The sequence below is a fragment of the Lentzea sp. NPDC042327 genome (assembly GCF_040647275.1).
In the GTDB taxonomy this organism is placed as follows: Bacteria; Actinomycetota; Actinomycetes; order Mycobacteriales; family Pseudonocardiaceae; genus Lentzea.
Genome location: NZ_JBEZBX010000003.1, coordinates 518585 through 542598, shown reverse-complemented (window position 1 = coordinate 542598; position 24014 = coordinate 518585). Strand labels below are relative to the sequence as shown.

The following is a 24014-nucleotide window of genomic DNA, read 5'->3' as shown; positions in this document are numbered from 1 at the left end:
GGCGGGCGTCCGGCGCTCATGCGTGCGCGTTCACCCCGGCGGGCCGGTCGCCGCGGAGGGTGATGCGGTGCATGACGCGGTGCTGGTCGCCGTAGTCGTCCACGGCGAGGTGGGCGGTGCTGCGGTTGTCCCACACCACGACGTCGCCGGGCGCCCAGCGGTGGCGGACGCTGTACTCCTGGCGGCCGATCACGGCGAAGAACAGGTCGAGCAGGGCCCGGCTCTCCGCCTCCGACACGTCCTTGAGGTGCGTGGTGAAGCCGGGGTTCACGAAGAGGCTGCGGCGGCCGGTCTCCGGGTGCACGCGCACGACCGGGTGGGTGACGGGGTCGAGCGAACGGACCCGCTCGCCCTCCCACACGTTGCCCTCGCCGGACTGCCGGACGTGCAGGAGCTCCTCGAAGTCCTTGCGGCCGTCGTGGACCGCTTCGAGCCGGTCGGCCAGCTCGCGCACCGGTGGTGACAGCCGGAGGTAAGCGGCTTCCAGGTCCGTCCAGCAGGTGTCGCCACCGGTGGGCGGCAGGTCCACGGCGCGCAGGACGGAGCCCAGCGGCGGGGTGCGGGTGAACGTGACGTCGGTGTGCCACTCCGGGGCCTTGCCGCCGTCACCGCTGTCGAGCACGTAGATCTCGGGGTGCTCGTCGTCGAGGCCGGGGACCACGGGGTGGGCCGGGGTCAGCTCGCCCAGCGACGCCGCGAACGCGCGGTGCGCGGACGGGGTCAGCCGCTGACCGCGGAACACCAGGACCTTGCGGTCCAGCAGGGCCCGGCGGATCGCGGCCACCTGCCCGGCGGTGAGCTCGTCCGCGAGGTCCACGCCGGTCACCTGCGCGCCGATGGCGATCGTCAGCGGTTCGAACGAGAGCGTCATGACTTCTCCACGAGCTGGTCGGACCGGGAGGACAGGGTCGCCCGCACGGCGGCGGACACCTCACCGCGCAGTGCCGCGAAACGGGGTGAGCCGCGCAGTTCGTCGGCCGGCACGCCGTGGCGGGGCAGGTCGACGGGCAGGCTCAGGGCGATCCGGCCAGGCCGGTCGGTGAGGACGAGGACGCGGCTGCCGAGGAACACGGCCTCGTCCACGCTGTGCGTCACGAACACGACCGACCTGCCGTCACCGGCGAGCGCGCGCACGTCCTCCTGCAGCCGTTCCCTCGTCAGGGCGTCGAGCGCGGCGAACGGCTCGTCCATCAGCAGCAGCCGCGGTCGTGCGGCCAGTGCGCGGGCGATGGCGACGCGCTGCTGCTGGCCGCCGGAGATCTCCCAGGTCCGGCGCGGGCCGAGGCCGTCGAGCCCGACCTGCGACAGCAGTTCCGCCGCCCTCGCCCTGCGGTCGGGCTTCGAGACCTTCGCCCACTTCAGCGCCGTGGTGATGTTGCCGGAGACCGTGCTCCACGGGAACAGCCGGGGCTGCTGGAACACCACCCCGACGTCCCTGCCGGGCACCGGCGGGTGGCCGAGCAGTGCGACGTTCCCCGCGGACGGGCGTTCGAAGCCCGCCAGCAGGCGCAGCAACGTGCTCTTGCCCGACCCGGACGGGCCCACGACGACCAGGAACTCCCCTGGTTCCACCGTCAGGTCCAGCGGGCCGAGCACCGGCACGGGACCGGCCTTGGTCGGGTAGGCGTGTTGGACCCCGCGCAGTTCGCAGATGTCACGCACGTCCGCCTCCCGGCACGCGCAGCGCGGCCTGGAACGCCGCCAGGTCCGGCACCTGCTCGACCTTCTTCTGCCCGCGCAGGAACTCCGCCGTGTCGCGCAGGCGGTTCGCCAGCTGTCCCGGCGCCTGCGCGGTGCCGAAGTAGTCGGGTCCGCGTTGCTCGTCGTGGTCGAGGTAGATGTTCTGCTTGAGCTGGGCCAGTGCGTCGGCCTCCCCGATGCCGATCTGCCGGCTGACCGCGGCCGCCACCACCGCCGGGTCGGTCTTGACCTGCTTGAGCGCGTCGTTCGTCGCGGCCAGCCACCTGTCGACGACGTCGGGGTTGGCGTCGAGGAACTCCTTGCGCGCCACGGTGAACGTGAGCGTCGGCTTGCCGGCGGCCGCGAGCTTCGCGCTGTCGGTGAGCGTCACGCCGTCCTGTTGCAGCACGCCCAGCACCGGTGTCCAGACGTAGGCGCCGTCGATGTCACCGCGCTGCCACGCGGCCTGGATGTTCTGCGGTTCGAGGTCGACCAGCGTGACCGTTCCCGCGTCCACCCCGGCCAGCTCCAGCGCGGCGAGCAGGCTGTAGTGGGCGGTGGAGCTGAACGGTGCGGCGATCTTGCGGCCGGCCAGCTCGGAGATCTTCGTTATGCCGGTGGCCTTGCGCACCACGAGCGCTTCGCTGTCGCCGATCACGTTCAGCAGCTCGATCACCTGGTACGGGATGCTGAGCGGCGGGCAGAGACCGGCGGCCGCGGGGCTGCTGCCGATCACCGCGAGGTCGATCGCACCGCCCAGGAACGCGGTGTTGATGCTCGCACCGGAGTCGAACGCGGTCCAGGTGATCCGGTGGTCCGGCAAGGCCTTCTCCAGCGCCTGCCGGTCCTTCACCAGCAGCGTGCTGTCGGCGAAGTTCTGGAACGCCACCCGCACGCCCTTGCCGCCGGAGGGCGACGAGCCGCCCACACCGCACGAGGCCAGCACCGGGGCGGCGGCGAGCAGGGCGAGCACGCTCCTGCGCGAGATCGACATCGGGACTCCTCGGTCTCAGGCGCGTCCGCGCCACGGGGACAACGCGCGTTGGGCGGCCACGATCAGCGAGTCGATGACCAGGCCGGTGATGCCGATGACGAAGAGACCGAGGACGACCACCGCGGTCTGGTTGAAGCGCTGGGCGTTGAGCACCATCCCGCCGATGCCGTCCGCGCCGTTCACGGTCTCCGCCGCCACCACGGAGCTGTAGGCGATGCCGACGGCGATCCGGACACCGGTGAGGATCTCCGGTCCCGACGCGGGCAGGACCACCGCGCGGACCACGTCGAACGCGCTGGCGCCCAACGCCTGCGCGGCCTCGACGTACTGCCGGTTGACCCCGCTCACCGCGGCCGCGGCGGCCACGGCCACCGGCGGGAACGCGGCGATCATCAGCAGGTAGACCTTGGGTTCCTCGTCGATGCCGAACCAGATCACCAGCAGGCTCAGGTACGCGAGCGGCGGGAGTGCGCGCAGGAACGCCACGGCGGGCTCGGTCAGCGCTCGGACGACCGGGACCAGCCCCATCGCCAGGCCGAGCACGAGCCCGAGCAGCACGCCGTAGAAGCACCCGTAGCCGACGCGGCGCAGGCTGACGCCGAGCCGTTCGGCCAGCGTCGAACCGGCGTAGCCGCCCTGCCCGTTCGTGAAGTCCGAAGTGGACAGAAGCTGGTCCCACACCTGCAGGGGACTCGGCAGCACGGCCGCCGGCCAGAGCTGGGCCAGCGCGACGAGCTGCCACACCAGGAACAGCGCGGCGATGGCGATCAGCCGCACCGGCAACCACTGCGACGTCCGGGTCTTGGGCACGCCGTGAATGTACTGACGTACACATCGCCGGTCAGGACCGTTCCGTATCGTGGTCCTCCGCGAGAATGCCCCTTGCGCACGGGCTCGGCGAACCGGTAGGAGCGAGGATGGCGCGGCGGCACGACCCCCACCGCCGCGAGCGGATCATCGAGGCCGCGGTCGAGCTGATCTCCGAGTGCGGCCTGCCGGCACTGACCCACCGGGCCGTCGCGGCCCGCGCCGACGTGCCGCTGGGTTCCACGACCTACCACTTCCTGAGCCTCGACGAGCTGCTCGACGCCGCGGTCCGCACCGTGGCCGAGCGCAACGTCGCACGCCTGCGCGAGTGGGCGCTCGCGCTGCCCGACGATGCCGACCTGAGCGCCGAGCTCGCGCGCTTCGTCGTCCTGCTGGCGAGCGAGCACCGGCAGACCAGCGTGCTGGCCTACGAGCTGTACGGCGGTGCCCTGCGGCGGCCGGCGCTCCGTGCGGCCAGCACGTCGTGGGACCGGCTGCTGACCGAGGTCTTCGAGTCCACAGTGGACTCGACGACCGCGCGGGCGCTCACCGCGATGTTCAGCGGGCTGCTGTACCAGGCGCTGGTGTCGCCGGGGACGCCGAAGCCCGCCGACCTCGAAGAGGTGCTGCGCCGCCTGCTGCGGTAGCGCCGGCCGTCATCCACCGGCCAGCCGCTGCTCCAGCCGGTCCAGACCGCCCCGGATGAGCCGCCCGTAGTCGTCGTCGCCGAGCACGCCGATCGTGTCCCGCGCCTGCCGGAGGTGGTCGCGGGCGCGGTCGAGGTCGCCCAGCCTGCGGTGGCAGTCGGCCAGGTTCAGGTGCAGCGACGGGTACAGCCCGGCCACCGGCAGCGCCACCCCGGCCTCCGCTGTGCGCTCGTCGGAGAGCGAGTCGGCGGCGGCCAGCGCCCGCAGGTCCCAGACCAGCTCCTCGTGCACGTCGTCCTGGACGTCGGCCATCGAGTGGGCGAGGACGCACACGTGCAGCGGGTCGCCCCCGGTGCCGCCGATGTCGTCCCAGATCCGGGCGAACAGCTCGCGGGCGGCCTCCCGCTGACCGCGGCGGTGGTGCAGCTCCACGCCTTCGGCGATGCGGGCCATCGTCGGATCTGTGACCATCCGCCGATTCTCCCGCAACCGCGTCAGAGCTCGAAGCGGTAGCCCATCCCGGGTTCGGTGACCAGGTGCCGGGGGTGGGCGGGGTCGGCTTCGAGCTTGCGGCGCAACTGGGCGAAGTAGACGCGCAGGTACTGCGACTCGGTGAGGTGCTTCGGTCCCCACACCTCCCGCAGCAACTGCTTCTGCGACACGAGCCGGCCGGGGTTGCGGGCCAGGACCTCGACCAGGCCCCACTCGGTGGGCGTCAGGTGCACCTCGTGGCCGTCGCGGCGGACCTTCTTCGCGGCCAGGTCCACGACGAACGACGACGTCTCGACCACCGGGTCGGCGACGTCGCGGGTGAGGCCGCGGCGGACGGCCGCACGCAGGCGGGCGAGGAGCTCGTCCATGCCGAACGGCTTGGTCACGTAGTCGTCGGCGCCGGCGTCGAGGGCCTCGACCTTGGCGGCGGAGTCGGTACGGGCGGACAGGACGATGATCGGGACCGAGGACCAGCCGCGCAGGCCCGCGATCACCTCCACGCCGTCGAGGTCGGGCAGGCCCAGGTCCAGCACGACCACGTCGGGTTTGCCCTCCACGGCCACGCCGAGTGCGGACTTGCCGTCGTACGCGGTCATCACGTCGTAGCCGCGGGCGCTGAGGTTGATCCTCAACGCGCGCACGATCTGCGGTTCGTCGTCGACCACCAGAACGGACGTCATGGCGCCTCCTCGTGGACGGGCAGGGAGATCACGATCGTGAGCCCTCCTCCCGGGGTGTCCTCCGCGCTGATCTTCCCGCCCATGGCGGCGGTGAAGCCCTTGGCGACGCTCAGGCCGAGGCCGGCGCCCGGTGTGGCGGCACGGTCGCCGAGGCGCTGGAACGGCGCGAACACCGTGTGCCCGGCGTTCTTCGGCAGTCCCGGACCGTGGTCGACGACCCGCAGCTCGACGGAGGAGCCGTGGCGGCTGCCGCGGACCGCCACCGGCGACGGGCTGCCGTGCCGCAGCGCGTTGTCGACGACGTTGACCACCACGCGTTCCAGCAGCCCCGGGTCGGCCAGCACGGGCGGCAGGTCCTCCGCCACCGCGACCAACACCTCGCCGCCGAGGCCGGCGAGCGCCCGTGCCACGACCTCGTCGCAGCCGACCGGCCGCAGCACCGGTTCGACCGAGCCGGTCGCGAGGTGCGACGAGTCGAGCAGGTCGTCCACCAGGCCGGTCAACCGGTCGGCGGACTCCGCCACGGTCTCCACCAGGTCGGCGGTGTCCTGTTCGGACAGTGCCGGCGAGGTGTCCCGCAGGCTCGCGGTCGCCGCCTTGATCGACGTCAACGGCGTGCGGAGGTCGTGGCCGACCGCCGACAGCAGTGCCGTGCGCAGCTCGGACGTCTCGGCTTTCCGCCGTGCTTCCAGGGCGTCGGCGGCCATCCGCTGGTGCCGCAGCGCCACGAACGTCTGCCCGGCCGCCGCCTCCAGCACCCGCTGGTCGCTCGCGGGCAGCACCCGTCCGCTCAGCCGCAACCGCACGTCACCGGTGACCGTCACGTCGGTCACGGGACCGGAGTCCCGCCCGGCGCGGTCGACGCAGCACCACTCCCCGTTTCTGCGCTCCACCAGCGCCACCGAGTCCAGGCCGAAGTTCTCCCGGATCTTCTCCAGCAGCCGCGCCAGCGGGAACGGCGCGGTCAGCACGGTCCGCGAGTACGAGGCCAGCAACGCCGCCTCGGTCCGCGCCCGCGCGCCCTGCTCTCCCAGCCGCGCCGCCCGGTCGACGGTCAGCGCCACGACGGTCGCGACGATCACCATGGCGGCCAGCGTGATCACGTTCTCCGGCGTCTGCACGGCCAGACTGTGGTAGGGCTCGGTGAAGAAGAAGTTGAGCAGCCCGGCGCCGAGCACCGCGCAGAACAGCGCCGGTCCCAGCCCGCCCGCGATGGCGACGACGCAGGCGACGAGCAGGAACGCCACCAGGTCGGTGGAGAAGTCCAGCTCGTCGCGCCACAGCAGGCCCAGGGCGGTGACGCCGGCGGGCAGCACCAGGGCGAGGCCCCAGCCGGTGAGCCTGCGCCGCACCGGCAACGGGTCGGTGCCGACCTGCCAGCGCAGCCCGCGCCGGGCCTCGTCGTGGGTGACCATGTGCACGTCGATCGCGCCGGACTCCTGCACGACAGCGGCACCGATGCCCTCGTCGAACGCCCGCGCGACCCGTGAGCGCCGTGAGGTCCCCAGCACCAGCTGGGTGGCGTTCACACCGCGGGCGAACTCCAGCAACGCCGTCGGAACGTCGTCGCCCACCACCGAGTGGAACGTCGCGCCGACGTCCTCGGCGGTCTTGCGGGAGCGGGCGATGTGCCCGTGCGTCACGCCGGTCAGCCCGTCGCCGCGCAGGACGTGGACGACCAGCAGCTCCGCACCGGCCCGCACCGCGATCCGGCGGGCGCGCCGGATCAGCGTCTCGCTCTCCGGTCCGCCGGTGATCGCGGCGACCACGCGTTCGCGGATCTCCCAGGTGTCGGTGATGTCCTTCTCGCTGCGGTAGCGCTGCAACGCCACGTCGACCTGGTCGGCCACCCACAGCAGGGCCAGCTCCCGCAACGCCGTGAGGTTGCCGATCCGGAAGTAGTTGCCCAGCGCGGCGTCGATGCGGTGCGCCGGGTAGACGTTGCCGTGGGCGAGCCGGCGGCGCAGCGCCTCCGGGGTGAGGTCGACGAGCTCGACCTGTTCCGCGCGGCGGACCACCTCGTCGGGTACCGTCTCCCGTTGCCGCACACCGGTGATGCGTTCGACGACGTCGTTCACCGACTCCAGGTGCTGCACGTTCACCGTGGACAGCACGTCGATGCCCGCGTCGAGCAGCTCTTCGACGTCCTGCCAGCGCTTCTCGTTGCGGGAGCCGGGCGCGTTGGTGTGGGCGAGCTCGTCGACGACGGCGACCTCGGGCCTGCGTGCGAGGACCGCGTCGACGTCCATCTCCTCGACGTCGAGCCCGCGGTGCCGCACCCGCGTGCGCGGCACCACCTCCAGCCCGTCGAGCAGGGCGGCGGTCTTCTCCCGGCCGTGGGTCTCCACGAGTCCCACGACCACCTCGGTGCCCCGCCCCCGGCGCCGGTGGGCCTCGCCGAGCACGGCGAAGGTCTTGCCGACACCGGGAGCGGCGCCGAGGTGGATCCTCAGCTGACCCCGGCGGCGGTCACCGGGTGGCGGCGTCGATGGCACGGTTGAGCGCCGTCACGTTGACCGCGGTGGTGAAGGTGCCGGAGGTCCAGGCCGCCACCAGCTCCCGCACCCTCTCCTCGGACAGCCCGGACGCGCGTGCCACCCGAGGCACCTGCAGCGCCGCGTACTCCGGGCTGATGTGCGGGTCGAGGCCGGACGCCGACGCGGTCACCGCGTCCTGCGGCACCCGGTCCTCGGACACGCCTTCGCGCTGCGCCACGGCCGTGCGGCGTTCGTCGACCACCTTCGTGTAGTCCTCGTTCAGCTCGCCCTTGTTCGAGCCGCCCGAGGCGGGCAGCGTCGCCGCGGAGGGCCGCGGCTGGAAGTACCGGTCGCCCTCGCGTGCGACGGCGACCAGGGTGGTGCCGGTGGCCTCGGCGTTGGCGTGCAGGCCGGGGACGCGCGAGACGCCCCAGACCGCCAGCGGGTACAGCACGCCGAGGAGCACGGTCAGCGCGAGCAGGATCCGCAGACCCGCCCACGACTGCTTCAGGAAGTTCGTCATCGTCAGCCGATCCCGGGGATGAGTCGCACGAGCAGGTCGATCAGCCAGATCCCGGCGAACGGCGTCACGATGCCGCCGAGGCCGTAGACCAGCAGGTTGCGCCGCAGCAGCGCGGAGGCGCTGGACGGCCGGTAGCGGACGCCCCGCAGGGCCAGCGGGATCAGCGCCACGATGACCACCGCGTTGAAGATCACCGCGGACAGGATGGCCGACTGCGGTGTCGCGAGGCGCATGACGTTGAGCTGCCCCAGCGCCGGGTAGATCGCCGCGAACATCGCGGGCAGGATCGCGAAGTACTTCGCCAGGTCGTTGGCGACGGAGAACGTCGTCAGCGCCCCCCGCGTGATCAGCAGCTGCTTGCCGATCTCCACGATCTCGATCAGCTTGGTCGGGTCCGAGTCGAGGTCGACCATGTTGCCGGCCTCCTTCGCGGCCGACGTGCCGGTGTTCATCGCGACGCCGACGTCGGCCTGGGCCAGCGCCGGTGCGTCGTTGGTGCCGTCACCGGTCATCGCGACCAGCCGGCCGCCCTCCTGCTCCTGGCGGATCAGGGCCATCTTGTCCTCGGGCTTGGCCTCGGCGAGGAAGTCGTCCACGCCCGCCTGTTCGGCGATGGCCTTGGCCGTCAACGGGTTGTCGCCGGTGACCATGACCGTGCGGATGCCCATCGCCCGCAGCTCGGCGAAGCGCTCCTTCATGCCGGGCTTCACGACGTCGGACAGGCGGACGATCCCCAGCACCCGGCCGTTCTCGGCCACGACGAGCGGGGTTCCGCCCTGGGCACTGATCTCGTCCACGATCTCGCGTGCGGTGTCGGTCAGCTCGAACGCGGACGCGGCGCCCTTGCGGATGCTGCGGTCGCCCAGGTCGATGCCGGACATCCTGGTCTGCGCCGTGAACGCGACGAACTCGCCGGTCTTCTCGTGGTCGCTCGCCGGTGCACCGCCGGCGAGCTGGAGGATGCTGCGGCCCTCCGGGGTGTCGTCGGCGAGGCTCGCCAGCCGTGCGGCCGCGACCAGTTCCTCCTCGGACGTCGGGCCGACCGGGATGAACTCGGTCGCGCGCCGGTTGCCCCACGTGATCGTGCCGGTCTTGTCGAGCAGCAACGTGTCGATGTCACCGGCGGCCTCCACGGCCTTGCCCGACGTGGCCAGGACGTTGCGCTGCACCAGCCGGTCCATGCCGGCGATGCCGATCGCGGACAGCAGTGCGCCGATCGTCGTCGGGATCAGGCAGACCAGCAACGCGGTCAGCACGACCACCGACTGCTCGCCGCCGGAGTGGATCGCGAACGGCTGCAGCGCGACGACGGCCAGCAGGAAGATGATCGTCAGCGTCGACAGCAGGATCGTCAGCGCGACCTCGTTCGGCGTCTTCTGCCGTTCCGCGCCTTCGACGAGTGCGATCATCCGGTCCACGAAGGACTCGCCGGGCCTGGTCGTGATCCGCACGACGATCCGGTCCGACAGCACCGTCGTGCCACCGGTGACCGCGCACCGGTCGCCGCCGGACTCGCGGATGACGGGTGCGGACTCGCCGGTGATCGCCGACTCGTCCACGGTCGCGATGCCCTCGACCACGTCACCGTCGCCGGGGATGACCTCACCGGCCTCGACGACGACCAGGTCGCCGACCTCCAGTTCGGTGCCGGGCACGACGCCGCCGCTGACGAGCCTCGCGACGGCGTCTTCCTTGGTCTTCCTGAGCGAGTCCGCCTGCGCCTTGCCGCGGCCTTCCGCGACGGCCTCCGCGAGGTTCGCGAACAGCACGGTGAACCACAGCCACGCGGCGACGGCGGTGGTGAACACGCTCGGTTCGGCCACCGCGAACACGGTGACCAGCACCGAACCCACCCACACGACGAACATGACGGGACTGCGCAGCTGGTGCCGCGGGTGGAGCTTCTTCAACGCCTCCGGCAGGGCGGCCGCGAGACCGGGTTTCGTGGTCACAGCAGTGCCTCCGCGACGGGACCGAGAGCGAGAGCGGGAACGAACGTGAGCGCGGCGACCAGGACGATCGAGCCGGCCAGCAGGGTCGCGAACAGCGGGCCGGTGGTGGGCAGCGTGCCTGCGGTGACCGGCACCTTCTTCTGCGCCGCCAGCGATCCGGCCAGCGCCAGCACCGCGACGATCGGGACGAGCCGGCCGAAGAGCATGCACAGGCCCAGCGACGACTGGAACCAGTCGCTGGTGACCGTGATGCCGCCGAACGCGCTGCCGTTGTTGTTGGAGGCCGACGCGTAGGCGTAGAGGATCTCCGACAACCCGTGCGAGCCGGGGTTGTTGAGCGCTGCCCGCGTGCTGGGCAGGACCGCGGCGATGCCGGCGCCGACGAGCAGCACCGTGGGCATCGCGAGGATCGAGACCGCCGCGGCTGTGACCTCCCTGCGCCCCAGCTTCTTGCCGAGGTACTCGGGCGTGCGGCCGACCATCAGGCCCGCGAGGAACATCGCGATGACCGCCATGACGAGGATGCTGTAGAGACCGGTGCCGACACCGCCCGGCGTCATCTCGCCGAACAGCATGTTCAGCAGCGCCCCGCCGCCGCCGAGCCCGGTGTAGCTGTCGTGCAACGAGTTCACCGCACCGGTCGAGGTGCCGGTGGTGGCGTCGGCGAAGATCGCGCTGCCGGGGATGCCGAACCGCAGCTCCTTGCCCTCCAACGGCCGGACGCCGTTCGCCTCGGCACCCCAGATGACCGCGAGCATCGCGGTCCAGATGCCGCCCATGACGCCCAGCAGCACGTACCCCTGCTTCTTCTCCCCCACCAGCACGCCGAACGTGCGGGTCAGCGCGACCGGGACCACCAGGATGAGGAAGACCTCGATCAGGTTCGACCACTCGTTCGGGTTCTCGAACGGGTGCGCGGAGTTGGCGTTGAGGATGCCGCCGCCGTTGGTGCCGAGCTCCTTGATGGCCTCCTGACCGGCAACGGGCGCGTTGGCGACCAGCTGACCGTCAACGTCCACTCCGGACTTGAAGCTCATCGTGACACCGAAGGCGATCAGCACGACGGCGAACAGGAACGCGATCGGCAACAGGATGCGGAGCGTGCCGCGCACGAGGTCGACCCAGAAGTTGCCGAGCCGGTCGGTCCGGCTGCGGACGAACCCGCGGACCAGCGCGACGGCGACCGCGAGGCCGACCGCGGCGGACACGAAGTTCTGCACGGTCAGGCCGATCATCTGGACCGTGTGGCCCATGACCGCTTCCGGCACGTACGACTGCCAGTTCGTGTTGGCCACGAAGCTGATGGCGGTGTTGAACGCCATGCCCGGTCCGACGTTGCCGCGGCCGAAGTCGAACGGCAGCAGGGACTGCACGCGCTGGAGCACGTAGAGGAACACGATGCCGACGAAAGAGAAGCCCAGCACGCCGTAGGCGTAGGTGCTCCACCTCTGCTCGGCGTCCGGGTCGATCCGCGCGAAGCGGTAGATCGCCGCCTCGACCCTGGAATGGCCTTCGCGCTGGAAGACGCGGGCCATGTGGTCGCCGAGTGGCCGGTACACGACCGCCAGTGCCGCGAACAGGATGCCGACCTGGGCCAGGCCGGCCACGAGAGGTGACATCAGAACTTCTCCGGCCTCACGAGCGCGACGAACAGGTAGACGATCAGAGCGAGCGCGAGGACGCCGGCGACGGCGTTCGCGACGAGTCCCGTGCTCACAGCTTCTCCAGTCCGCGCACCGTCAGTCCCAGCACGACGAAACTCCCGATCAGCAGCAACGCGTAGGCCAGGTCGGCCATGACGCCGCTCCCTTCAACGACAGGTTTTTCCATGACGAGCGGGAGCGTGCACGAGGAAACACCTGTTCAGGGGAGGCCTGACAGCGTCCTTACGGGGCGGGGGCCGACCTTTACGCGTTCTTGAGGCCGGGGAGACGTGGGTCTCACCCGTCAGGGCTCTCAGGGGTCACGGTGCGTGAGGTTCTGGCGCAGAAGGCGTCACGGCGCGGCCGGCGTTGAACGGAACCGGGCCGCGCCCAGGGTGGACGCGGCCCGGTGTCAGCAGGGTCAGCGACCGCTGCGGTACGCCGTCCGGGCGTTCTTCATGCGGGTGTTCTGACCCAGTGGAAGTCCTTTGTAGAGGCTGACGTTCTCACACAGTGCGAACGTCGTGGGCCGGAAGGCCGCTCCACCACCTGCCGTAGCGCTTGTACACCTGGGGTTCGCGGTCACCGAGGAACTCGCGCACCGCCGACGCTTCCACGGCCAGCGCCGCCCAGTCGTCCTCTTTCAGGGCGTGGAAGGCGGTCATCTCAATAGCTCCGTCGGCAAGCGGGCGCCACACGCCCGCCACGTACCCGTCCACGAGCAGGGTGGGCAGCGTGTCGCCGTTGTTGCCGATGACGACCTTGCGGTACTCGGGCGGGATGATCCGGCTGCGGTCGGCATAGGCGAGCAAAGTGCTGTCCCACATCGCCATCAGCCGCGCGGGGGCGGGCGTGTCCTCGTCCGGGACCGTCCGGTTCGGCACGTCGAGGTGCTCGCCGTGCCGTTCCAGGTCCAGCAGCTCCAGGGCGGCGCGGATCGTGCCGCGCGGCAGCATCGTGAACTGGTTGACGTCGGCGACGGTGGCGGGCCCGAAGCCGGTGAGGTAGCGGCGGACGAGCTCGGCCACGCACTCCAGCTGCTCCCTGCTCCCGGTGCGCGCGGCCAGGTAGGACGGGCGCGGCCCGAACGACCACGGTCCGCCGGTCGGTGCGTGCACGAGCCCGCCGTAGGTGCGCAGCGCCCACCAGACACCGGGCTGGCCGACGTCACCGGCGTGCGAGTGCAGCAACTCCTCGATCTCCGCCTTCGCCCGCGGCACCGAGGCGAAAGCGAGCACGTGCTCCAGCAGTGCGTCGGCCTGGTCCACGGTGATGTCCATGGCCTTGAACCGCTTGTCGTACAACCGTGACGCGCGCAGTGCGGGCAGCATCGCGTGGTGGAACACCTCGTGGTCGGCGGCGGTGACCGCGTGCAGGGTGATCCGCATCAGCGTGGCCTTGCGGACCGTGCCGCCGGCGAACGCGGCGTCCAGGTCGGCCGGGTCGAAGCCGGCGACGCGGTTCCACAGGGCCAGGTAGGGCGAGGCCGTTTCCTGGGCCTGGATCGCCACGACCCGCTCGACCGCGCTGGGCACGTCCACCGGTTCCCGCCGCAGCAGCAGCTGGCGGTCGAGCGTCGCGCGGTTGAGCTGTCGTGGCGTCGGGGTCATGCGGGTGATCCTCACCTACCTCAGCTTCGAGGGCCACCAGATCCGGCCGCCGATGTCCACCGACAGCGCGGGCACCAGCAGCGACCGCACCAGCAGCGTGTCGAGCAGGACGCCGAACGCCACGATGAACGCGATCTGGGTGAGGAACAGGATCGGCAGCACCGCGAGCGCCGCGAACGTGGCCGCCAGCACCACCCCCGCAGACGTGATCACGCCACCGGTCAGGCTGAGGCCCCTGATGGTGCCCTCGACCGTGCCGAGCTGCTGCGTCTCCTCGCGGACGCGGGTCATGAGGAAGATGTTGTAGTCGATGCCCAGCGCCACCAGGAACACGAACCCGAACAGCGGCACCACCGGGTCCGCGCCGGGGAAGTCGAACAGGTGGTTGAACACCAGCGCCGACACGCCCATGGTGGCCGCGAACGACAGCACGACCGTCCCGATCAGCAGCAACGGCGCCAGCACCGACCGCAGCAGCAGCGCCAGCACCAGGAAGATCACGACGAGCACGATCGGGATGATCAGCAGCCGGTCGCGTTCTGAGGTCGTCCTGGTGTCGAGCAACGTCGCCGTCTGCCCGCCGACCTTCGCGTCCGCGCCCTCGACGCCGTGCACCGCCGCACGGATGCGTTCGACCGTGGCGACCGCCGCGTCGGAGTCCGGCGCGTCGGCGAGCGTGGCCTCGATCCGCACCAGGCCGTCGGCGGTCCCGCTGGGCCGGACGTTCGCCACACCGTCCACAGCGGCCTTCGCGACGACGTCGGCGGTCTTGCCCTCGTTGGCGATGATGACGGTCGGCGAGCCGGTGCCGCCGGGGAAGTGCCGTGACAGCACCTCTTGGCCGGCGACGGACTCGACCTCGGTGAGGAACACGTCGGACTGCGCCGTGCCGGAGGCCTTGAGCTGCGGCAGGAACGCCGCTCCCGCCAGCAGCACCAGCGCGGTGACGATCCAGATGGCCCGCGGCTTGCGGCGCACCAGGGCGGCCACGCGCCCCCACAGCCCGCTGGTCTCCGGGTGCGGGGAGCCCAGCTTCGGCGCGAACGGCCAGAACGCGGCCCGTCCCAGCAGGGCGAGCACCGCCGGCAGGAACGTCATGGCCGTGAGCAGCGCGGCACCGATGCCGATCGCGGCGACCGGGCCGAGGCCCTTGTTGGAGTCGAGGTCGCTGAACAGCAGGCACAGCACGCCGAGGATGACCGTGCCCGCGGAGGCGGCGATGGGTTCGACCGTGCCGCGCCAGGCGGAGCGGATGGCGGTGAACCTGTTCTCCTCGTCCCGCAGCTCCTCGCGGAAGCGGGACACCAGCAGCAGTGCGTAGTCCGTGGCGGCGCCGAAGACCAGGATGGAGAGGATGCCCTGGCTCTGGCCGTTCAACGCGAGCACGTCGTATTTCGCGAGCAGGTAGACGACGAAGCTGGCCAGCCCGAGCGCGAACACGGCGGAGACGAGCACCACGAGCGGCAGCAGCGGGCTGCGGTAGACGACGAGCAGGATGAGCGCGACCACCGCGCCGGCGACCAGCAGCAGCAACCCGTCGATCCCGCCGAACGCCTCGACCAGGTCGGCGACCTGCGCGGCCGGCCCGGTGACCAGCACCGTCAGCCCCTGCGGCGCGCTGCGCGAGCCGTCCCGCAGCTCCGCGACACCGTCCTTGACGTCCTTGGCCGGGTCGAGCAGGACGACGATCTGCGCCGCGTCCCCGTCCTTCTGGGACGGGATGACCGGCGAGGCCTGGAACCCCTTGCCCCGATCGGCGAGGAACCGCGTGTCCTCCGCGGTGAGCCCACCCTGGCGTTCGGCCACCACGATCGCGGGGATGGCGTTGGTCTGCTGGAACTTCTTCTGCAGCTCCGCGACCTGTGTGGACTCCGCCGAGTTCGGCAGGAACGCGCTGCTGTCGTTCTCGGCGACCTCGGACAGTTTGCCCGCGTACGGCCCGGTGAACCCTCCCACCGCCAGCCACACGACGAGAAGCAACCCGGCGAGCACCCTCATGAGCCTATGTCCTTCGATCGTCGAAAGTTTCGATGACCGAAACAGTATGCTGGCGGGGTGAGCGACGCAAGCGACTACGAACTCAGCATGCTGGTGCGGGCGCTGGTGATGGAGTCGAACCGGTTCCTGGAGATCTTCAGCGCGGCCCACGAGCTGCACTCCACCGACATGACAGCGCTGAACCTGCTCATGACCGCCCACTCCCCCATGACACCGGGCACACTCGCCCGCGCCCTGAACCTCAGCGCCTCCGCCACGACGTCGGTGCTGGACCGCCTGGAACGCGCCGGCCACGTGAGCCGCGACCGCAGCCCCGGCGACCGCCGCCGCGTGGAACTGCGCGTGCACGCGGCGGCGGAGGCACTGGCCTCGACGTTCTTCCAGCCGCTCGCCCGCGAGTTCGCGGCGACGTGGGGCGCCATGACCCCCGAGGACCGGCGGGTGGTGGCCGACTTCCTCGCGTCCACGACGGCGGCGACGGCACGGGTGCGCGCGGAGGTCCTCACCCCGCCCGCCTGACCGTCAGGGCAGCCTGCGCCCGCAGACGAGGAGCAGCAGGTTCTGCGCCTCGTCGCGGACGGGCGTCCCCGCGCCGAACGTCCAGTCCAGGTCGGTGGCGACCAGCTCCCTGCCCTTCACGTCGGACTTGAAGTACCGGACGTGACCGGGCTTCACCCCGTCGAGCACGAGCCGCAGCCGGTCGAGCGGCACCTTCCGGTCGAGTCCGAGCGCGACCGTGACGTCCAGGCCGTGGATGACGTCGTGCGAGAGCGCGCCGACGGGCCCGCCGCCTGGTGGGGTCCAGGGGTGGTGGACGTTGGCCTTCAGGGTGTCGAGGAGCTGCCGCGGGGACAGTTGCGCGGCGTCCTGCCTGGCCATGCGGTCGGAGGCGCGGTTGAAGCTGCCGCCGGCTTTCAGCACCTCCTTGAGGATGCGGCCCGGTGAGCTGCGGTATGGGAGCGTCGTGTGGGCGATGACCTCCTTCACGCGCCAGCCTGCGCACAGGCTTGCGGAGTCCCACTGCTGCTGCGTGAGGGATTCGAGCAGTTCTGCCTGGTCGCGCCGTTCGGCGGCCACCACGTCCTTGATGTCCATGCACGTCGTACGGAAGGGACGACGAGAACTCATCGGTCCGCGTAGGGTCGTGCGCGTGATCGAGGCGCTGGAGCCGTTCCGGGTCGAGCTGACCGGCTACTGCTACCGCATGCTCGGCTCCGGTTTCGAGGCCGAGGACGCCGCGCAGGAGACGCTCGTGCGCGCGTGGAAGGCCTACGACAGCTTCGACGCCTCGCGCGCGTCGTTGCGCACGTGGCTGTACCGGATCGCGACCAACATCTGCATCGACATGCAGCGTTCTCCGCAACGGCGTGCGTTGGCCGTGGACCTGGGACCGGCCGGCGGGGAGCTCGGGGCGCCGTTGCACGAGCGGGTGTTCGTGCAGCCGGTGCCGGACCACAGGGTGTTGCCGGAGGACCAGGCGATCCGCAAGGAGACGGTGCGGCTGGCGTTCGTGGCGGCGTTGCAGCACCTGCCCGCACGGCAGCGCGCGGTGCTGATCCTGCGCGACGTGCTGGCGTGGCAGGCAGCGGAGGTGGCCGAGCTGCTGGACATCTCGGTCGCTGCGGCCAACAGCGCGCTGCAACGGGCGCGGGCGACGGTGCGCACCACCGATCCCGGTGAGGCGGTGGACCCGGCGGACGCGACGCAGAAGGAGCTGCTCCGCCGGTACTGCGATGCGTTCGAACGGCACGACATGCGCGCGTTGGTGGCGTTGTTGCACGAGGACGCCACGATGTCGATGCCGCCGTTCAGCTGGTGGATCCGCGGACGGGACGCCATGGCGGCGGTGCTGCAAGCGCCTGGTTCGCCGTGCGAGGGGGCGTGGCTGGTGCCGGTCGCGGCGAACGGGTCGCCGGCGTACTGGCAGCTGCGGCCAGGTCTGAACCGGCCGTTCGGGCTGGTGTTCCTCGACGTGCGCGACGGGCTGGTCACAGGCGCGTGCACGTACCTCAACGTCGAGGACTTCCTGCCGTTGTTCGATGCACCGATGAGTTCCGGCGCGCCGTCCCGTAGGTGAGTGGACGAAAGGAGCTCCCATGACGATCCAGCCCATCATCGTGACGCCGAACCCGGGGCCGATGCAGGCGTTCTACGAGCAGGTCTTCGGTGCGACCGAGGTGGCCAGGTACCCGGCGACCGGTGCGGTGTTCTCCACGACGCTGCGGCTCGGGGACGCCGAGCTCGGACTGGTGGCGGAGGACGCCGACCTGACCGCGGCCCCGCGCATCGTGCTGAGCGTGGACGTCGAGGACGTCGACGCGCTGCTGCCCGTGGTCGAGGCCGCCGGCGGGCGGGTGCGGGGGCCGTCGAACGACATGCCGTGGGGACAGCGGGTGGCGCACGTGTTCGATCCGGACGGGAACCCCGTGAACCTGACCCAGCAGCTCTGAGCACCTGATCGGCAGCCTTGCCCTCCTTGCTGCCGAAGGCGTCTGCAAGTACCGCCAACCCTTGATCGGATCGCCGCCAACTACCACCAACACGGTCGTCGCCGTCGAACCGGACCTGGATCTGCAGACGGCCAGCGGTGCTGTTGGTGGTAGCAAAGTGCTTGTCGATGTCGAGTTGGAGGTACTTGCAGGCGCCTGGGCAGCAACGAGGGTGAGATGTACGCTGATCCGGCGTCGCGGGCGAACTCGTTGCGGCTCTACCGCGCGAACTTTGACCGTGGGCTGCACGATCCGGAGCTGGCCCCGTTGGCGAGGGTGTCGGAGCGGACGGCACTGGTGCTGGAGTGGCTGCGGTAGCCGGTGTCAGGCCGCTCCGACGAGGTCCCGGCGCTCGCCCTTCGCCGAGGATGCCGTCCGCCGGATTCGTCCCCACGGCTTGAACACCGACAGCACGTACGCGACCAGCAGCAACGTCGGTGCCACCACCACCGGGGGCAGCAGGCCGGACGGGAGCACCGCGGCCGGGTCACCGGCCAGCACGCGGGTGCCGATGCGGGCCGCCTCCTGCACTCCCGGTCGCAGGGCGAAGGCGATCAGCAGGCTCATGCCGACGTTCAGCACGAGCTTGACGGCCACCCACCAGTAGCGCACGAGCCCGTACTTGCTGCCCAGGCCGAGGACGGCGCCCGAGACCATGCACACGACGCTGGCGCCCAGCATCGGCCAGATCGCGAACATGTCCACTGCCTGGATGGCGATGCCCGCCGTGGTCGTGTCCGTTGTGGACAGGGCGATCACGATCAGGATGCCCAGTGCCAGGTCGATGCCGAGCCAGGCCGCTGCCGCCAGGACGTGCACGAGCAGCACGGCTTTGCGGGCACGGCCGCTGAGCTTGCGGGTGGTGGTCATCGCGGTGCGCTCCCTCGGTCGTGGTGTCGGCACCCACTCTCGCCGCCCGCGGCGACCGCATCATCCGCTCGTGCTCTGATCCCGTCTACGTCAGTTTGCGTACACCGGCCTCAGCCGGTCCCGTCACTTGCGGGACCGCCAGCTGACCTTCGACGACCCGGCCTCCGGTGCGTCGCGCACGACCGTCCGCACCGGCAGCCCGAGGAACTCGCCGAACCGCCGGGTGTGCTCGGCCAGCGCGTCCACGTCGAAGCCGGGCAGCGGCCGCAGCTCCACGTCCACGGAGGTCTTCTTCAGCACCCGCTTCCACAGCCCGGCGATCTGGCCGTCCTCGATGATCGTCGCGTAGAACATGCCGTTGTAGGTGGAGATCGGGATCTCGTCATAGCGGGTGAAGTACGCGGCGCGGTCCCGGTAGCCGATGACCAGCTCGTCGTAGGCGGGCAGCAGGTAGGTGCCGGTGGCCGGTTCGAGGTCCGGCGGCAGCCAGTACTCCTTGCCGTCGAAGGTCTCCCGCACCAGCTCACCGCGCACCGGCTCCAGCCCGCGTGCGGCCTGCTTGAGCCCGATGCCTGCCCAGTTCGCGAAGTCGGCGACGGTCGCCGGGCCGTGGCTGGTGAAGAACCGCTGCGCCAGCACGGCGAGCGCCTCGTCGCCGGCGAGCGACCGCTGGTGCGGCGCCCACTCCTCCAGCAGCACGAACGTCTGGTCCTTGCCGCGTGGCGGGCCGGGCACGACCAAGCCCTCCTGGGCGAGGTGGATGAACGTGAAGTAGCTCTGCTGCCGGTCGTCGGGGATGCCCACGCCCGCCATCAGCTCGATCATCTCGCGCCGGGTCAGGCACCCGCCGCCGCTGAGCGCGTTCACGAACGTCTTGCGCGCCAACGCCATCAGCTCGGGCGTCATCCGGTGGTACTGCCACGCCTTGGGGGTCAGCTTGGCGAGGTCGCGCGCGCCGAACAGGTCGAGCATCCAGCCGACGTCCTCGGCCAGCACGTAGTGGATCGTGCCGCGCATCAGCCAGGTGCGGACGATCTTCCCGGCGCGCAGCTCCTCCTCGACGTCGGCGCTCACCCCCGGTTCGGTGCGCAGGCCCAGTGCCCACAGCGACTGGCCGTAGTCCTGGGCCTGGACGGCACCGAGCGCGCGGACGGCGGCCTCGGCCGTGGCGTACGTGCCGATCCGCTGGTTGGCGAGGCGCAGTGCGGCGATGTCCACCGCGGCAGTGTGCGCCTCGCGGCTCCAGTCCCGCTCAAGCCGGCCAGGAGCCGGTGTAGCCCTCGGCCAGCAGCCGCCGTCCCGCCTCGGAGTCGACGATCGACTGCAGCTCCCCGAGCTGGCGGCGCACGTCGAACTCGGCCGCGCCGGGCAGCGTGTGCAGCATCGACGTCATCCAGTAGGAGAAGTGCTGTGCCTTCCACACCCGGCCCAGCGCGCGGGGCCCGTACTCGTCGAGCGCGTCGTCGTCGGCCTTGAGCAGTGCGCGTTCGATCACCTCGGCGAGCACCTTCACGTCGGCGAGCGCCAGGTTGAGGCCCTTGGCACCGGTCGGCGGAACGGTGTGCGCGGCGTCGCCGGCGAGCAGCAGCCTGCCGTGGCGCATGGGTTCCGCGACGAACGACCGGAACTTCAGCACGGTCCGTTCGGTGATCGGCCCCTCCTTGAGGGTGAAGCCGTCCGGCCCGGCGACGCGGGTCTGCAGCTCCTCCCAGATCTGCTCGTCCGACCACGCCGCCGCGTCGGTCTCGGGGTCGCACTGGAAGTACATGCGCTGGTGGGTCTCGGTGCGCTGGCTGATCAACGCGAACCCGCGCGGCGAGTGCGCGTAGACGAGCTCGGGCGCGCTCTTGGGTGCCTCGGTGATGATGCCGAACCAGGCGAAGGGGTACTCACGGAAGTAGTGCGTGCGTTCGGCCTGCGGCACCTGGGCGCGACAGGTCGACCGCGACCCGTCGGCGCCGACGAGCAGGTCGCACCGCACCTCCTGGCGGACGCCGTCGCCGTCGGTGAAGCAGATCGCCGGCTCGTCGACGTCGACGGCCGTGTCGCGCACCCCGAACCGCACGTCACCACCGTCGCGTTCGCGGGCGTTCGCGAGGTCGACGAACACGTCGGTCTGCGGGTACAGCCACACCGACTCGCCCACCAGCGCCCGGAAGTCGACGCGGTGGCTCTCCCCGTTGAACCGCAGGTCGATGCCCTCGTGCGGGTGCCCTTCGCGCAGCACCCGGTCGGACACGCCGGAGTCGACGAGCAGCCGCGCGCTGTCGGCCTCCAGGATGCCGGCGCGGACGGTGTTCTCGATCTCCACGCGGGACCTGTTGTCGACGACGACGCTGTCGATCCCGTGCAGCGACAGCAGGTGCGACAACATCAGCCCGGCGGGCCCAGCGCCGACGATGCCGACCTGGGTGCGCGTCACGCTCACATCTCCTCCTGAAGGGCACGCCGCGCGACAGCGAACGCGTGGTTGGCCGACGGGACCCCGCAGTAGATCGCGCTCTGCAGCAGGACCTCCTTGATCTCCTCTGTGGACAGTCCGTTGCGCCGCGCTGCTTTCACGTGCATCGCGAGCTCGTCCCAGTGCCCCCTGGCGATGAGCGCGGTGAGCGTGATCGCGCTGCGCATCCGCCGGTCGAGCCCCGGCCGCGTCCACACCTCACCCCAGGCGTAGGTGGTGATGAACTGCTGGAAGTCGGCGGTGAACTCGTCCGGCGCCGACGCGCGGTCGACGTGGGCGTCACCGAGCACCTCCCGGCGCACCTTCATGCCGTCGTCGTAGCTCACTTCGCCCACTCCCCGGCAAGCACACCGGCCACCGCTCCCGGCTTCTCGACCGGCGGCAGGTGGCCGCAGTCCTCGATGACGTGGAACGACGCGGCGTTCAGCTGCTCCATCGCCTCGGGCGGCACCACGACGTCGTGCCGTCCGGCGATGGCGTGGACCGACCGTTCCACCTCCTCGGCCTGGAACCCGGCAAGTGCCTCGCAGGCCCAGGCGTAGGAGTCGTCGTCGACCTCGGTGAGGGCACGCAGCATGGCACCCGCCACGGCCGGTTCGCGGTCGATGAAGCCCGGCGCGAACCAGCGCCGTGAAGCGCCCTCGACCAGGACGGAGGTGCCCGCCTTGCGGACGAGCTCGGCGCGCTCGTGCCACATCATGGGGTCGCCGATCCTGGAGGCCGCGGCGATGCAGAAGACCTGGTCGAAGACACCTTTCATGGCGAGCTCGAGCCCCACCGCGCCGCCGAAGGAGACGCCGGCGTAGGCGGTGGGGCGGTCTGGCGTGGGCCTTTCCAGTGCGTTTGCGATGTCCTGCACCGTGAACGGCCCGGTCGCGTTCTTGCCGTTGCCGTGGCCGGGCAGGTCCCAGCCGATCACCTCGACGTCGTCCAGCTGCTCGGCGCAGGTGCGCCAGAGCTGGGACACCGAGGAGCCCAGGGACGGGCCGACGATCAGCAGGCGCTGGGAGTTCTCGGTGCCGGCGAGGCGGGTCAGGGTGAGTTCAACCGCCATTGTTGTCAGACCCCTTTGAGATGATGGGAGTGGGGGCTTGCGCGCCCCCTGGAGGGGGACCAGTCGGAATCGATTCGGCTGGGACCGCGATTGGTGGGGCGGCGTTTGCTGGGATGGCGTCCGCTGAGGCAGCGTCTATCGAGGCCGCGTCCGCTGGAGCTGCGCCCGCAGAGGTTGCGTCCGCCGGAGAAGCATCCGTTGGAGCTGCGCCCGCCGGAGCAGCGTCCGTTGGAGCCGCGCCTGTGGAGGCCACGTCCGCCGCGGCGTCCGCTTGAGCCGCGTCCGCCCGAGCCGCGTCCGCCCTGGCCGCATCCGCTGGAGCTGGCTCCGCCGAAGCCGCACTTGCAGCTACTGGTTCCGGTTCCGTTGGAGCCGCGTCAGCCGACGCCGGTTCTGCCCCAGCCACGCCCGCTCCAACCGGGCCCGCTGGAGCCGCGCTCGCCGACGCCGGTTCCGCCGCAGCCGCGTCAGCCGACGCCGGTTCTGCCCCAACCGCGCTCACCTCAGCCTCGCCCACCGGCAACGCTCCCACCGCCAGCGACTCCGCACACCGCCGCAGCACGTGATCGACGAACACCCCCGCAGCCCCGAGGTAGCCGCCCGGTTCCCCGTCACCACCCCGCTCAGCCAGCAGATCCGCGGCGACCTCCGCCACCCGCCGCGCCATCACCTCGGGGAACACCCGCAACCCCTCGGCCAGCTCCGCCGCCTGCGACGCCGCCACCACGGTCAGCTCCACCAGCCCCAGCAGCGCGGGCCACTCCGCGTGCCAGGCCCCGTCCGGTCGTTCGTCCACCGCCCGCGCGGCGCACAGGTGCAGCTGCGCGCCCAGCCCCGGCGCCCGCAGCGACGCGCTGTTCACCAGCACCGCGAGCACCGGGTTCTGCTTGTGCGGCATGGTCGACGACCCACCGCGACCCGCGACCGGGGCCTCGCGCACCTCGCCGATCTCGGGCCGGCCCAGCGTCAGCACGTCCGCCGCGAACACGCCGAGCGCGTCGGTCACCCGCACCAGTGCGTCGCCGATGCGCGTGATCGGTGCCCGTTGCGTGTGCCACGGCAGGCCCGGCCACTCCAGGTCCAGCTCACGCGCGAAAGCCGCGGCGGCCTCGACCGGGCCGGCCCGCAGTGCCGCCCGCGACAGCGTTCCGGCCGCTCCCCCGCACTGCACCGGGAACCGCAGCCTCTCCAGGTCCGCGAGCGCGTCCAGCACGGAGTCCAGCCACCGGGCCGCCTTGAGACCGAACGTGATCGGCACGGCGTGCTGCGTCAGCGTCCGCCCGGCCATCACCGAGGACCGGTGCTCGTCCGCGAGCCGTGCCAGTGCCGATGCCACCCGTACGAGGTCCGCCCGCACGCGCGCAACCGCGTCGCGTGCCAGCAGGACCAGCGCGGTGTCCAGGACGTCCTGGCTCGTCAGTCCCGTGTGGACCGGGGCCGGGACCCGTGAGCGCAGTGCGGTGACCAACGGCAGCACCGGGTTCCCGGCCGCCTCGACCTCGACGGGGTCCAGCTCGGGCGTCCAGTTCCGCACGGCGGGCTCGATGTCGGAGCCGAGCACGCGCGCCCACGCGACCTCGACCCGCACCATCGCGCGGACGAGGTCGCTGTCCGCCCGGTGGGACCCCGGCAGCACG

Annotated in this window: 25 protein-coding genes; 5 read left to right on the top strand and 20 right to left on the bottom strand. The window is 71.3% G+C overall.

Translation table 11 applies throughout. From position 1 onward, the window contains the following. Positions 1-16: 16 nt before the first annotated feature. From AB0A63_RS10380 to AB0A63_RS10365, 4 genes are read right to left on the bottom strand one after another with little or no spacing between them, the layout of a single operon-like run. Complete coding sequence (locus AB0A63_RS10380; RefSeq protein ID WP_360387988.1) at positions 17-871, bottom strand: TauD/TfdA family dioxygenase; 855 nt, start codon at positions 869-871, stop codon at positions 17-19. Beyond that, the gene (locus AB0A63_RS10375; protein ID WP_360387985.1) at positions 868-1662 is read right to left on the bottom strand and encodes an ABC transporter ATP-binding protein; all 795 of its coding nucleotides are present in this window, start codon (positions 1660-1662) and stop codon (positions 868-870) included. Before AB0A63_RS10375 ends, AB0A63_RS10380 begins: the two co-directional genes overlap by 4 nt. Continuing rightward, positions 1655-2674: a glycine betaine ABC transporter substrate-binding protein gene (locus tag AB0A63_RS10370; protein ID WP_360387982.1), complete on the bottom strand. Its 1020-nt coding sequence runs from the start codon at positions 2672-2674 to the stop codon at positions 1655-1657. The genes AB0A63_RS10375 and AB0A63_RS10370 overlap by 8 nt, the downstream gene beginning before the upstream one ends. 15 nt (positions 2675-2689) lie before the next feature. After that, positions 2690-3484: an ABC transporter permease gene (locus AB0A63_RS10365; protein ID WP_360387979.1), complete on the bottom strand. Its 795-nt coding sequence runs from the start codon at positions 3482-3484 to the stop codon at positions 2690-2692. 107 nt (positions 3485-3591) lie between these two features. Here AB0A63_RS10365 and AB0A63_RS10360 point away from each other — a divergent pair, with 107 nt between their 5' ends. Continuing rightward, complete coding sequence (locus tag AB0A63_RS10360) at positions 3592-4128, top strand: TetR family transcriptional regulator (RefSeq protein WP_360387976.1); 537 nt, start codon at positions 3592-3594, stop codon at positions 4126-4128. 9 nt (positions 4129-4137) lie between these two features. On the opposite strand, the gene AB0A63_RS10355 is transcribed toward AB0A63_RS10360, so the two are convergent. From AB0A63_RS10355 to AB0A63_RS10315, 9 genes are all read right to left on the bottom strand, one after another. After that, entirely contained in the window at positions 4138-4599 is a 462-nt protein-coding gene (locus tag AB0A63_RS10355) for a hypothetical protein (RefSeq protein WP_360387974.1), read from the bottom strand. A gap of 23 nt (positions 4600-4622) precedes the next feature. Beyond that, positions 4623-5300 (bottom strand): response regulator, encoded by a 678-nt coding sequence (locus AB0A63_RS10350; protein WP_360387972.1) that lies wholly within the window; start codon positions 5298-5300, stop codon positions 4623-4625. Next, positions 5297-7795, bottom strand: coding sequence for a sensor histidine kinase KdpD (locus tag AB0A63_RS10345; protein ID WP_360387969.1), 2499 nt, complete (start codon positions 7793-7795; stop codon positions 5297-5299). The genes AB0A63_RS10350 and AB0A63_RS10345 overlap by 4 nt, the downstream gene beginning before the upstream one ends. After that, positions 7770-8300, bottom strand: a complete 531-nt coding sequence (locus AB0A63_RS10340) for a potassium-transporting ATPase subunit C (protein ID WP_360387966.1) — start codon at positions 8298-8300, stop codon at positions 7770-7772. Before AB0A63_RS10340 ends, AB0A63_RS10345 begins: the two co-directional genes overlap by 26 nt. A gap of 2 nt (positions 8301-8302) precedes the next feature. After that, positions 8303-10252, bottom strand: coding sequence for a potassium-transporting ATPase subunit KdpB (gene kdpB, locus AB0A63_RS10335; protein ID WP_360387964.1), 1950 nt, complete (start codon positions 10250-10252; stop codon positions 8303-8305). Next, the gene (gene kdpA, locus AB0A63_RS10330) at positions 10249-11871 is read right to left on the bottom strand and encodes a potassium-transporting ATPase subunit KdpA (protein ID WP_360387961.1); all 1623 of its coding nucleotides are present in this window, start codon (positions 11869-11871) and stop codon (positions 10249-10251) included. Before kdpA ends, kdpB begins: the two co-directional genes overlap by 4 nt. Continuing rightward, on the bottom strand, positions 11871-11969 hold the full coding sequence (kdpF, locus tag AB0A63_RS10325; protein WP_065920105.1) for a K(+)-transporting ATPase subunit F: 99 nt from the start codon (positions 11967-11969) through the stop codon (positions 11871-11873). The genes kdpA and kdpF overlap by 1 nt, the downstream gene beginning before the upstream one ends. Before the next feature lie 432 nt (positions 11970-12401). Then, positions 12402-13520 carry a winged helix DNA-binding domain-containing protein gene (locus tag AB0A63_RS10320; protein WP_360387957.1) on the bottom strand — a complete coding sequence of 373 codons (1119 nt, stop codon included), beginning with the start codon at positions 13518-13520 and terminating at the stop codon, positions 12402-12404. After that, a complete protein-coding gene (locus AB0A63_RS10315; protein WP_360387954.1) occupies positions 13521-15503 on the bottom strand; it encodes an MMPL family transporter in 1983 nt (660 codons plus the stop codon). 57 nt (positions 15504-15560) lie between these two features. Between AB0A63_RS10315 and AB0A63_RS10310 the strand changes: the two genes are divergently transcribed. Next, positions 15561-16022, top strand: coding sequence for a MarR family transcriptional regulator (locus AB0A63_RS10310; protein WP_360387951.1), 462 nt, complete (start codon positions 15561-15563; stop codon positions 16020-16022). Positions 16023-16025: 3 nt separating this feature from the next. Here AB0A63_RS10310 and AB0A63_RS10305 read toward each other — a convergent pair whose 3' ends face one another. Then, positions 16026-16598 carry a maleylpyruvate isomerase family mycothiol-dependent enzyme gene (locus tag AB0A63_RS10305; protein ID WP_360387948.1) on the bottom strand — a complete coding sequence of 191 codons (573 nt, stop codon included), beginning with the start codon at positions 16596-16598 and terminating at the stop codon, positions 16026-16028. A 55-nt stretch (positions 16599-16653) separates the two neighbouring features. Here AB0A63_RS10305 and AB0A63_RS10300 point away from each other — a divergent pair, with 55 nt between their 5' ends. The 3 genes from AB0A63_RS10300 to AB0A63_RS10290 all read left to right on the top strand — a co-directional run bounded on the left by AB0A63_RS10300 (position 16654) and on the right by AB0A63_RS10290 (position 18310). Continuing rightward, entirely contained in the window at positions 16654-17580 is a 927-nt protein-coding gene (locus AB0A63_RS10300; protein ID WP_360387946.1) for an RNA polymerase subunit sigma-70, read from the top strand. Between the two features lie 19 nt (positions 17581-17599). Beyond that, positions 17600-17953 (top strand): VOC family protein, encoded by a 354-nt coding sequence (locus AB0A63_RS10295; RefSeq protein ID WP_360387944.1) that lies wholly within the window; start codon positions 17600-17602, stop codon positions 17951-17953. Positions 17954-18169: 216 nt separating this feature from the next. Continuing rightward, a complete protein-coding gene (locus AB0A63_RS10290; protein ID WP_360387941.1) occupies positions 18170-18310 on the top strand; it encodes a hypothetical protein in 141 nt (46 codons plus the stop codon). A gap of 6 nt (positions 18311-18316) precedes the next feature. Here the strand turns inward: AB0A63_RS10290 and AB0A63_RS10285 are convergent, their stop codons facing one another. The 6 genes from AB0A63_RS10285 to AB0A63_RS10260 form a co-directional block, all read right to left on the bottom strand. Beyond that, the gene (locus tag AB0A63_RS10285; protein WP_360387939.1) at positions 18317-18862 is read right to left on the bottom strand and encodes a hypothetical protein; all 546 of its coding nucleotides are present in this window, start codon (positions 18860-18862) and stop codon (positions 18317-18319) included. Between the two features lie 123 nt (positions 18863-18985). Further along, positions 18986-20080: a winged helix DNA-binding domain-containing protein gene (locus AB0A63_RS10280; protein ID WP_360387937.1), complete on the bottom strand. Its 1095-nt coding sequence runs from the start codon at positions 20078-20080 to the stop codon at positions 18986-18988. Positions 20081-20114: 34 nt separating this feature from the next. Continuing rightward, positions 20115-21290, bottom strand: a complete 1176-nt coding sequence (locus AB0A63_RS10275) for a 4-hydroxybenzoate 3-monooxygenase (protein ID WP_360387934.1) — start codon at positions 21288-21290, stop codon at positions 20115-20117. Further along, on the bottom strand, positions 21287-21631 hold the full coding sequence (gene pcaC, locus AB0A63_RS10270) for a 4-carboxymuconolactone decarboxylase (RefSeq protein ID WP_360388376.1): 345 nt from the start codon (positions 21629-21631) through the stop codon (positions 21287-21289). Before pcaC ends, AB0A63_RS10275 begins: the two co-directional genes overlap by 4 nt. Before the next feature lie 14 nt (positions 21632-21645). Further along, positions 21646-22377: an alpha/beta fold hydrolase gene (locus AB0A63_RS10265; protein ID WP_360387931.1), complete on the bottom strand. Its 732-nt coding sequence runs from the start codon at positions 22375-22377 to the stop codon at positions 21646-21648. Beyond that, positions 22367-24013: a lyase family protein gene (locus AB0A63_RS10260; protein WP_360387928.1), complete on the bottom strand. Its 1647-nt coding sequence runs from the start codon at positions 24011-24013 to the stop codon at positions 22367-22369. Before AB0A63_RS10260 ends, AB0A63_RS10265 begins: the two co-directional genes overlap by 11 nt. Between the last annotated feature and the right edge of the window lies 1 nt (position 24014).

What these genes read in the sequence shown, in the direction of transcription:
- kdpA (WP_360387961.1), bottom strand. Translation starts at nt 11,871, where the DNA reads ATGTCACCTCTCGTGGCCGGCCTGGCCCAGGTCGGCATCCTGTTCGCG.
- AB0A63_RS10350 (WP_360387972.1), bottom strand. Translation starts at nt 5,300, where the DNA reads ATGACGTCCGTTCTGGTGGTCGACGACGAACCGCAGATCGTGCGCGCG.
- pcaC (WP_360388376.1), bottom strand. Translation starts at nt 21,631, where the DNA reads ATGAAGGTGCGCCGGGAGGTGCTCGGTGACGCCCACGTCGACCGCGCG.
- AB0A63_RS10370 (WP_360387982.1), bottom strand. Translation starts at nt 2,674, where the DNA reads ATGTCGATCTCGCGCAGGAGCGTGCTCGCCCTGCTCGCCGCCGCCCCG.
- AB0A63_RS10285 (WP_360387939.1), bottom strand. Translation starts at nt 18,862, where the DNA reads ATGACCACCACCCGCAAGCTCAGCGGCCGTGCCCGCAAAGCCGTGCTG.
- AB0A63_RS10290 (WP_360387941.1), top strand. Translation starts at nt 18,170, where the DNA reads ATGTACGCTGATCCGGCGTCGCGGGCGAACTCGTTGCGGCTCTACCGC.
- AB0A63_RS10380 (WP_360387988.1), bottom strand. Translation starts at nt 871, where the DNA reads ATGACGCTCTCGTTCGAACCGCTGACGATCGCCATCGGCGCGCAGGTG.
- AB0A63_RS10265 (WP_360387931.1), bottom strand. Translation starts at nt 22,377, where the DNA reads ATGGCGGTTGAACTCACCCTGACCCGCCTCGCCGGCACCGAGAACTCC.
- AB0A63_RS10340 (WP_360387966.1), bottom strand. Translation starts at nt 8,300, where the DNA reads ATGACGAACTTCCTGAAGCAGTCGTGGGCGGGTCTGCGGATCCTGCTC.
- AB0A63_RS10305 (WP_360387948.1), bottom strand. Translation starts at nt 16,598, where the DNA reads ATGGACATCAAGGACGTGGTGGCCGCCGAACGGCGCGACCAGGCAGAA.
- AB0A63_RS10295 (WP_360387944.1), top strand. Translation starts at nt 17,600, where the DNA reads ATGACGATCCAGCCCATCATCGTGACGCCGAACCCGGGGCCGATGCAG.
- AB0A63_RS10360 (WP_360387976.1), top strand. Translation starts at nt 3,592, where the DNA reads ATGGCGCGGCGGCACGACCCCCACCGCCGCGAGCGGATCATCGAGGCC.
- AB0A63_RS10355 (WP_360387974.1), bottom strand. Translation starts at nt 4,599, where the DNA reads ATGGTCACAGATCCGACGATGGCCCGCATCGCCGAAGGCGTGGAGCTG.
- AB0A63_RS10315 (WP_360387954.1), bottom strand. Translation starts at nt 15,503, where the DNA reads ATGAGGGTGCTCGCCGGGTTGCTTCTCGTCGTGTGGCTGGCGGTGGGA.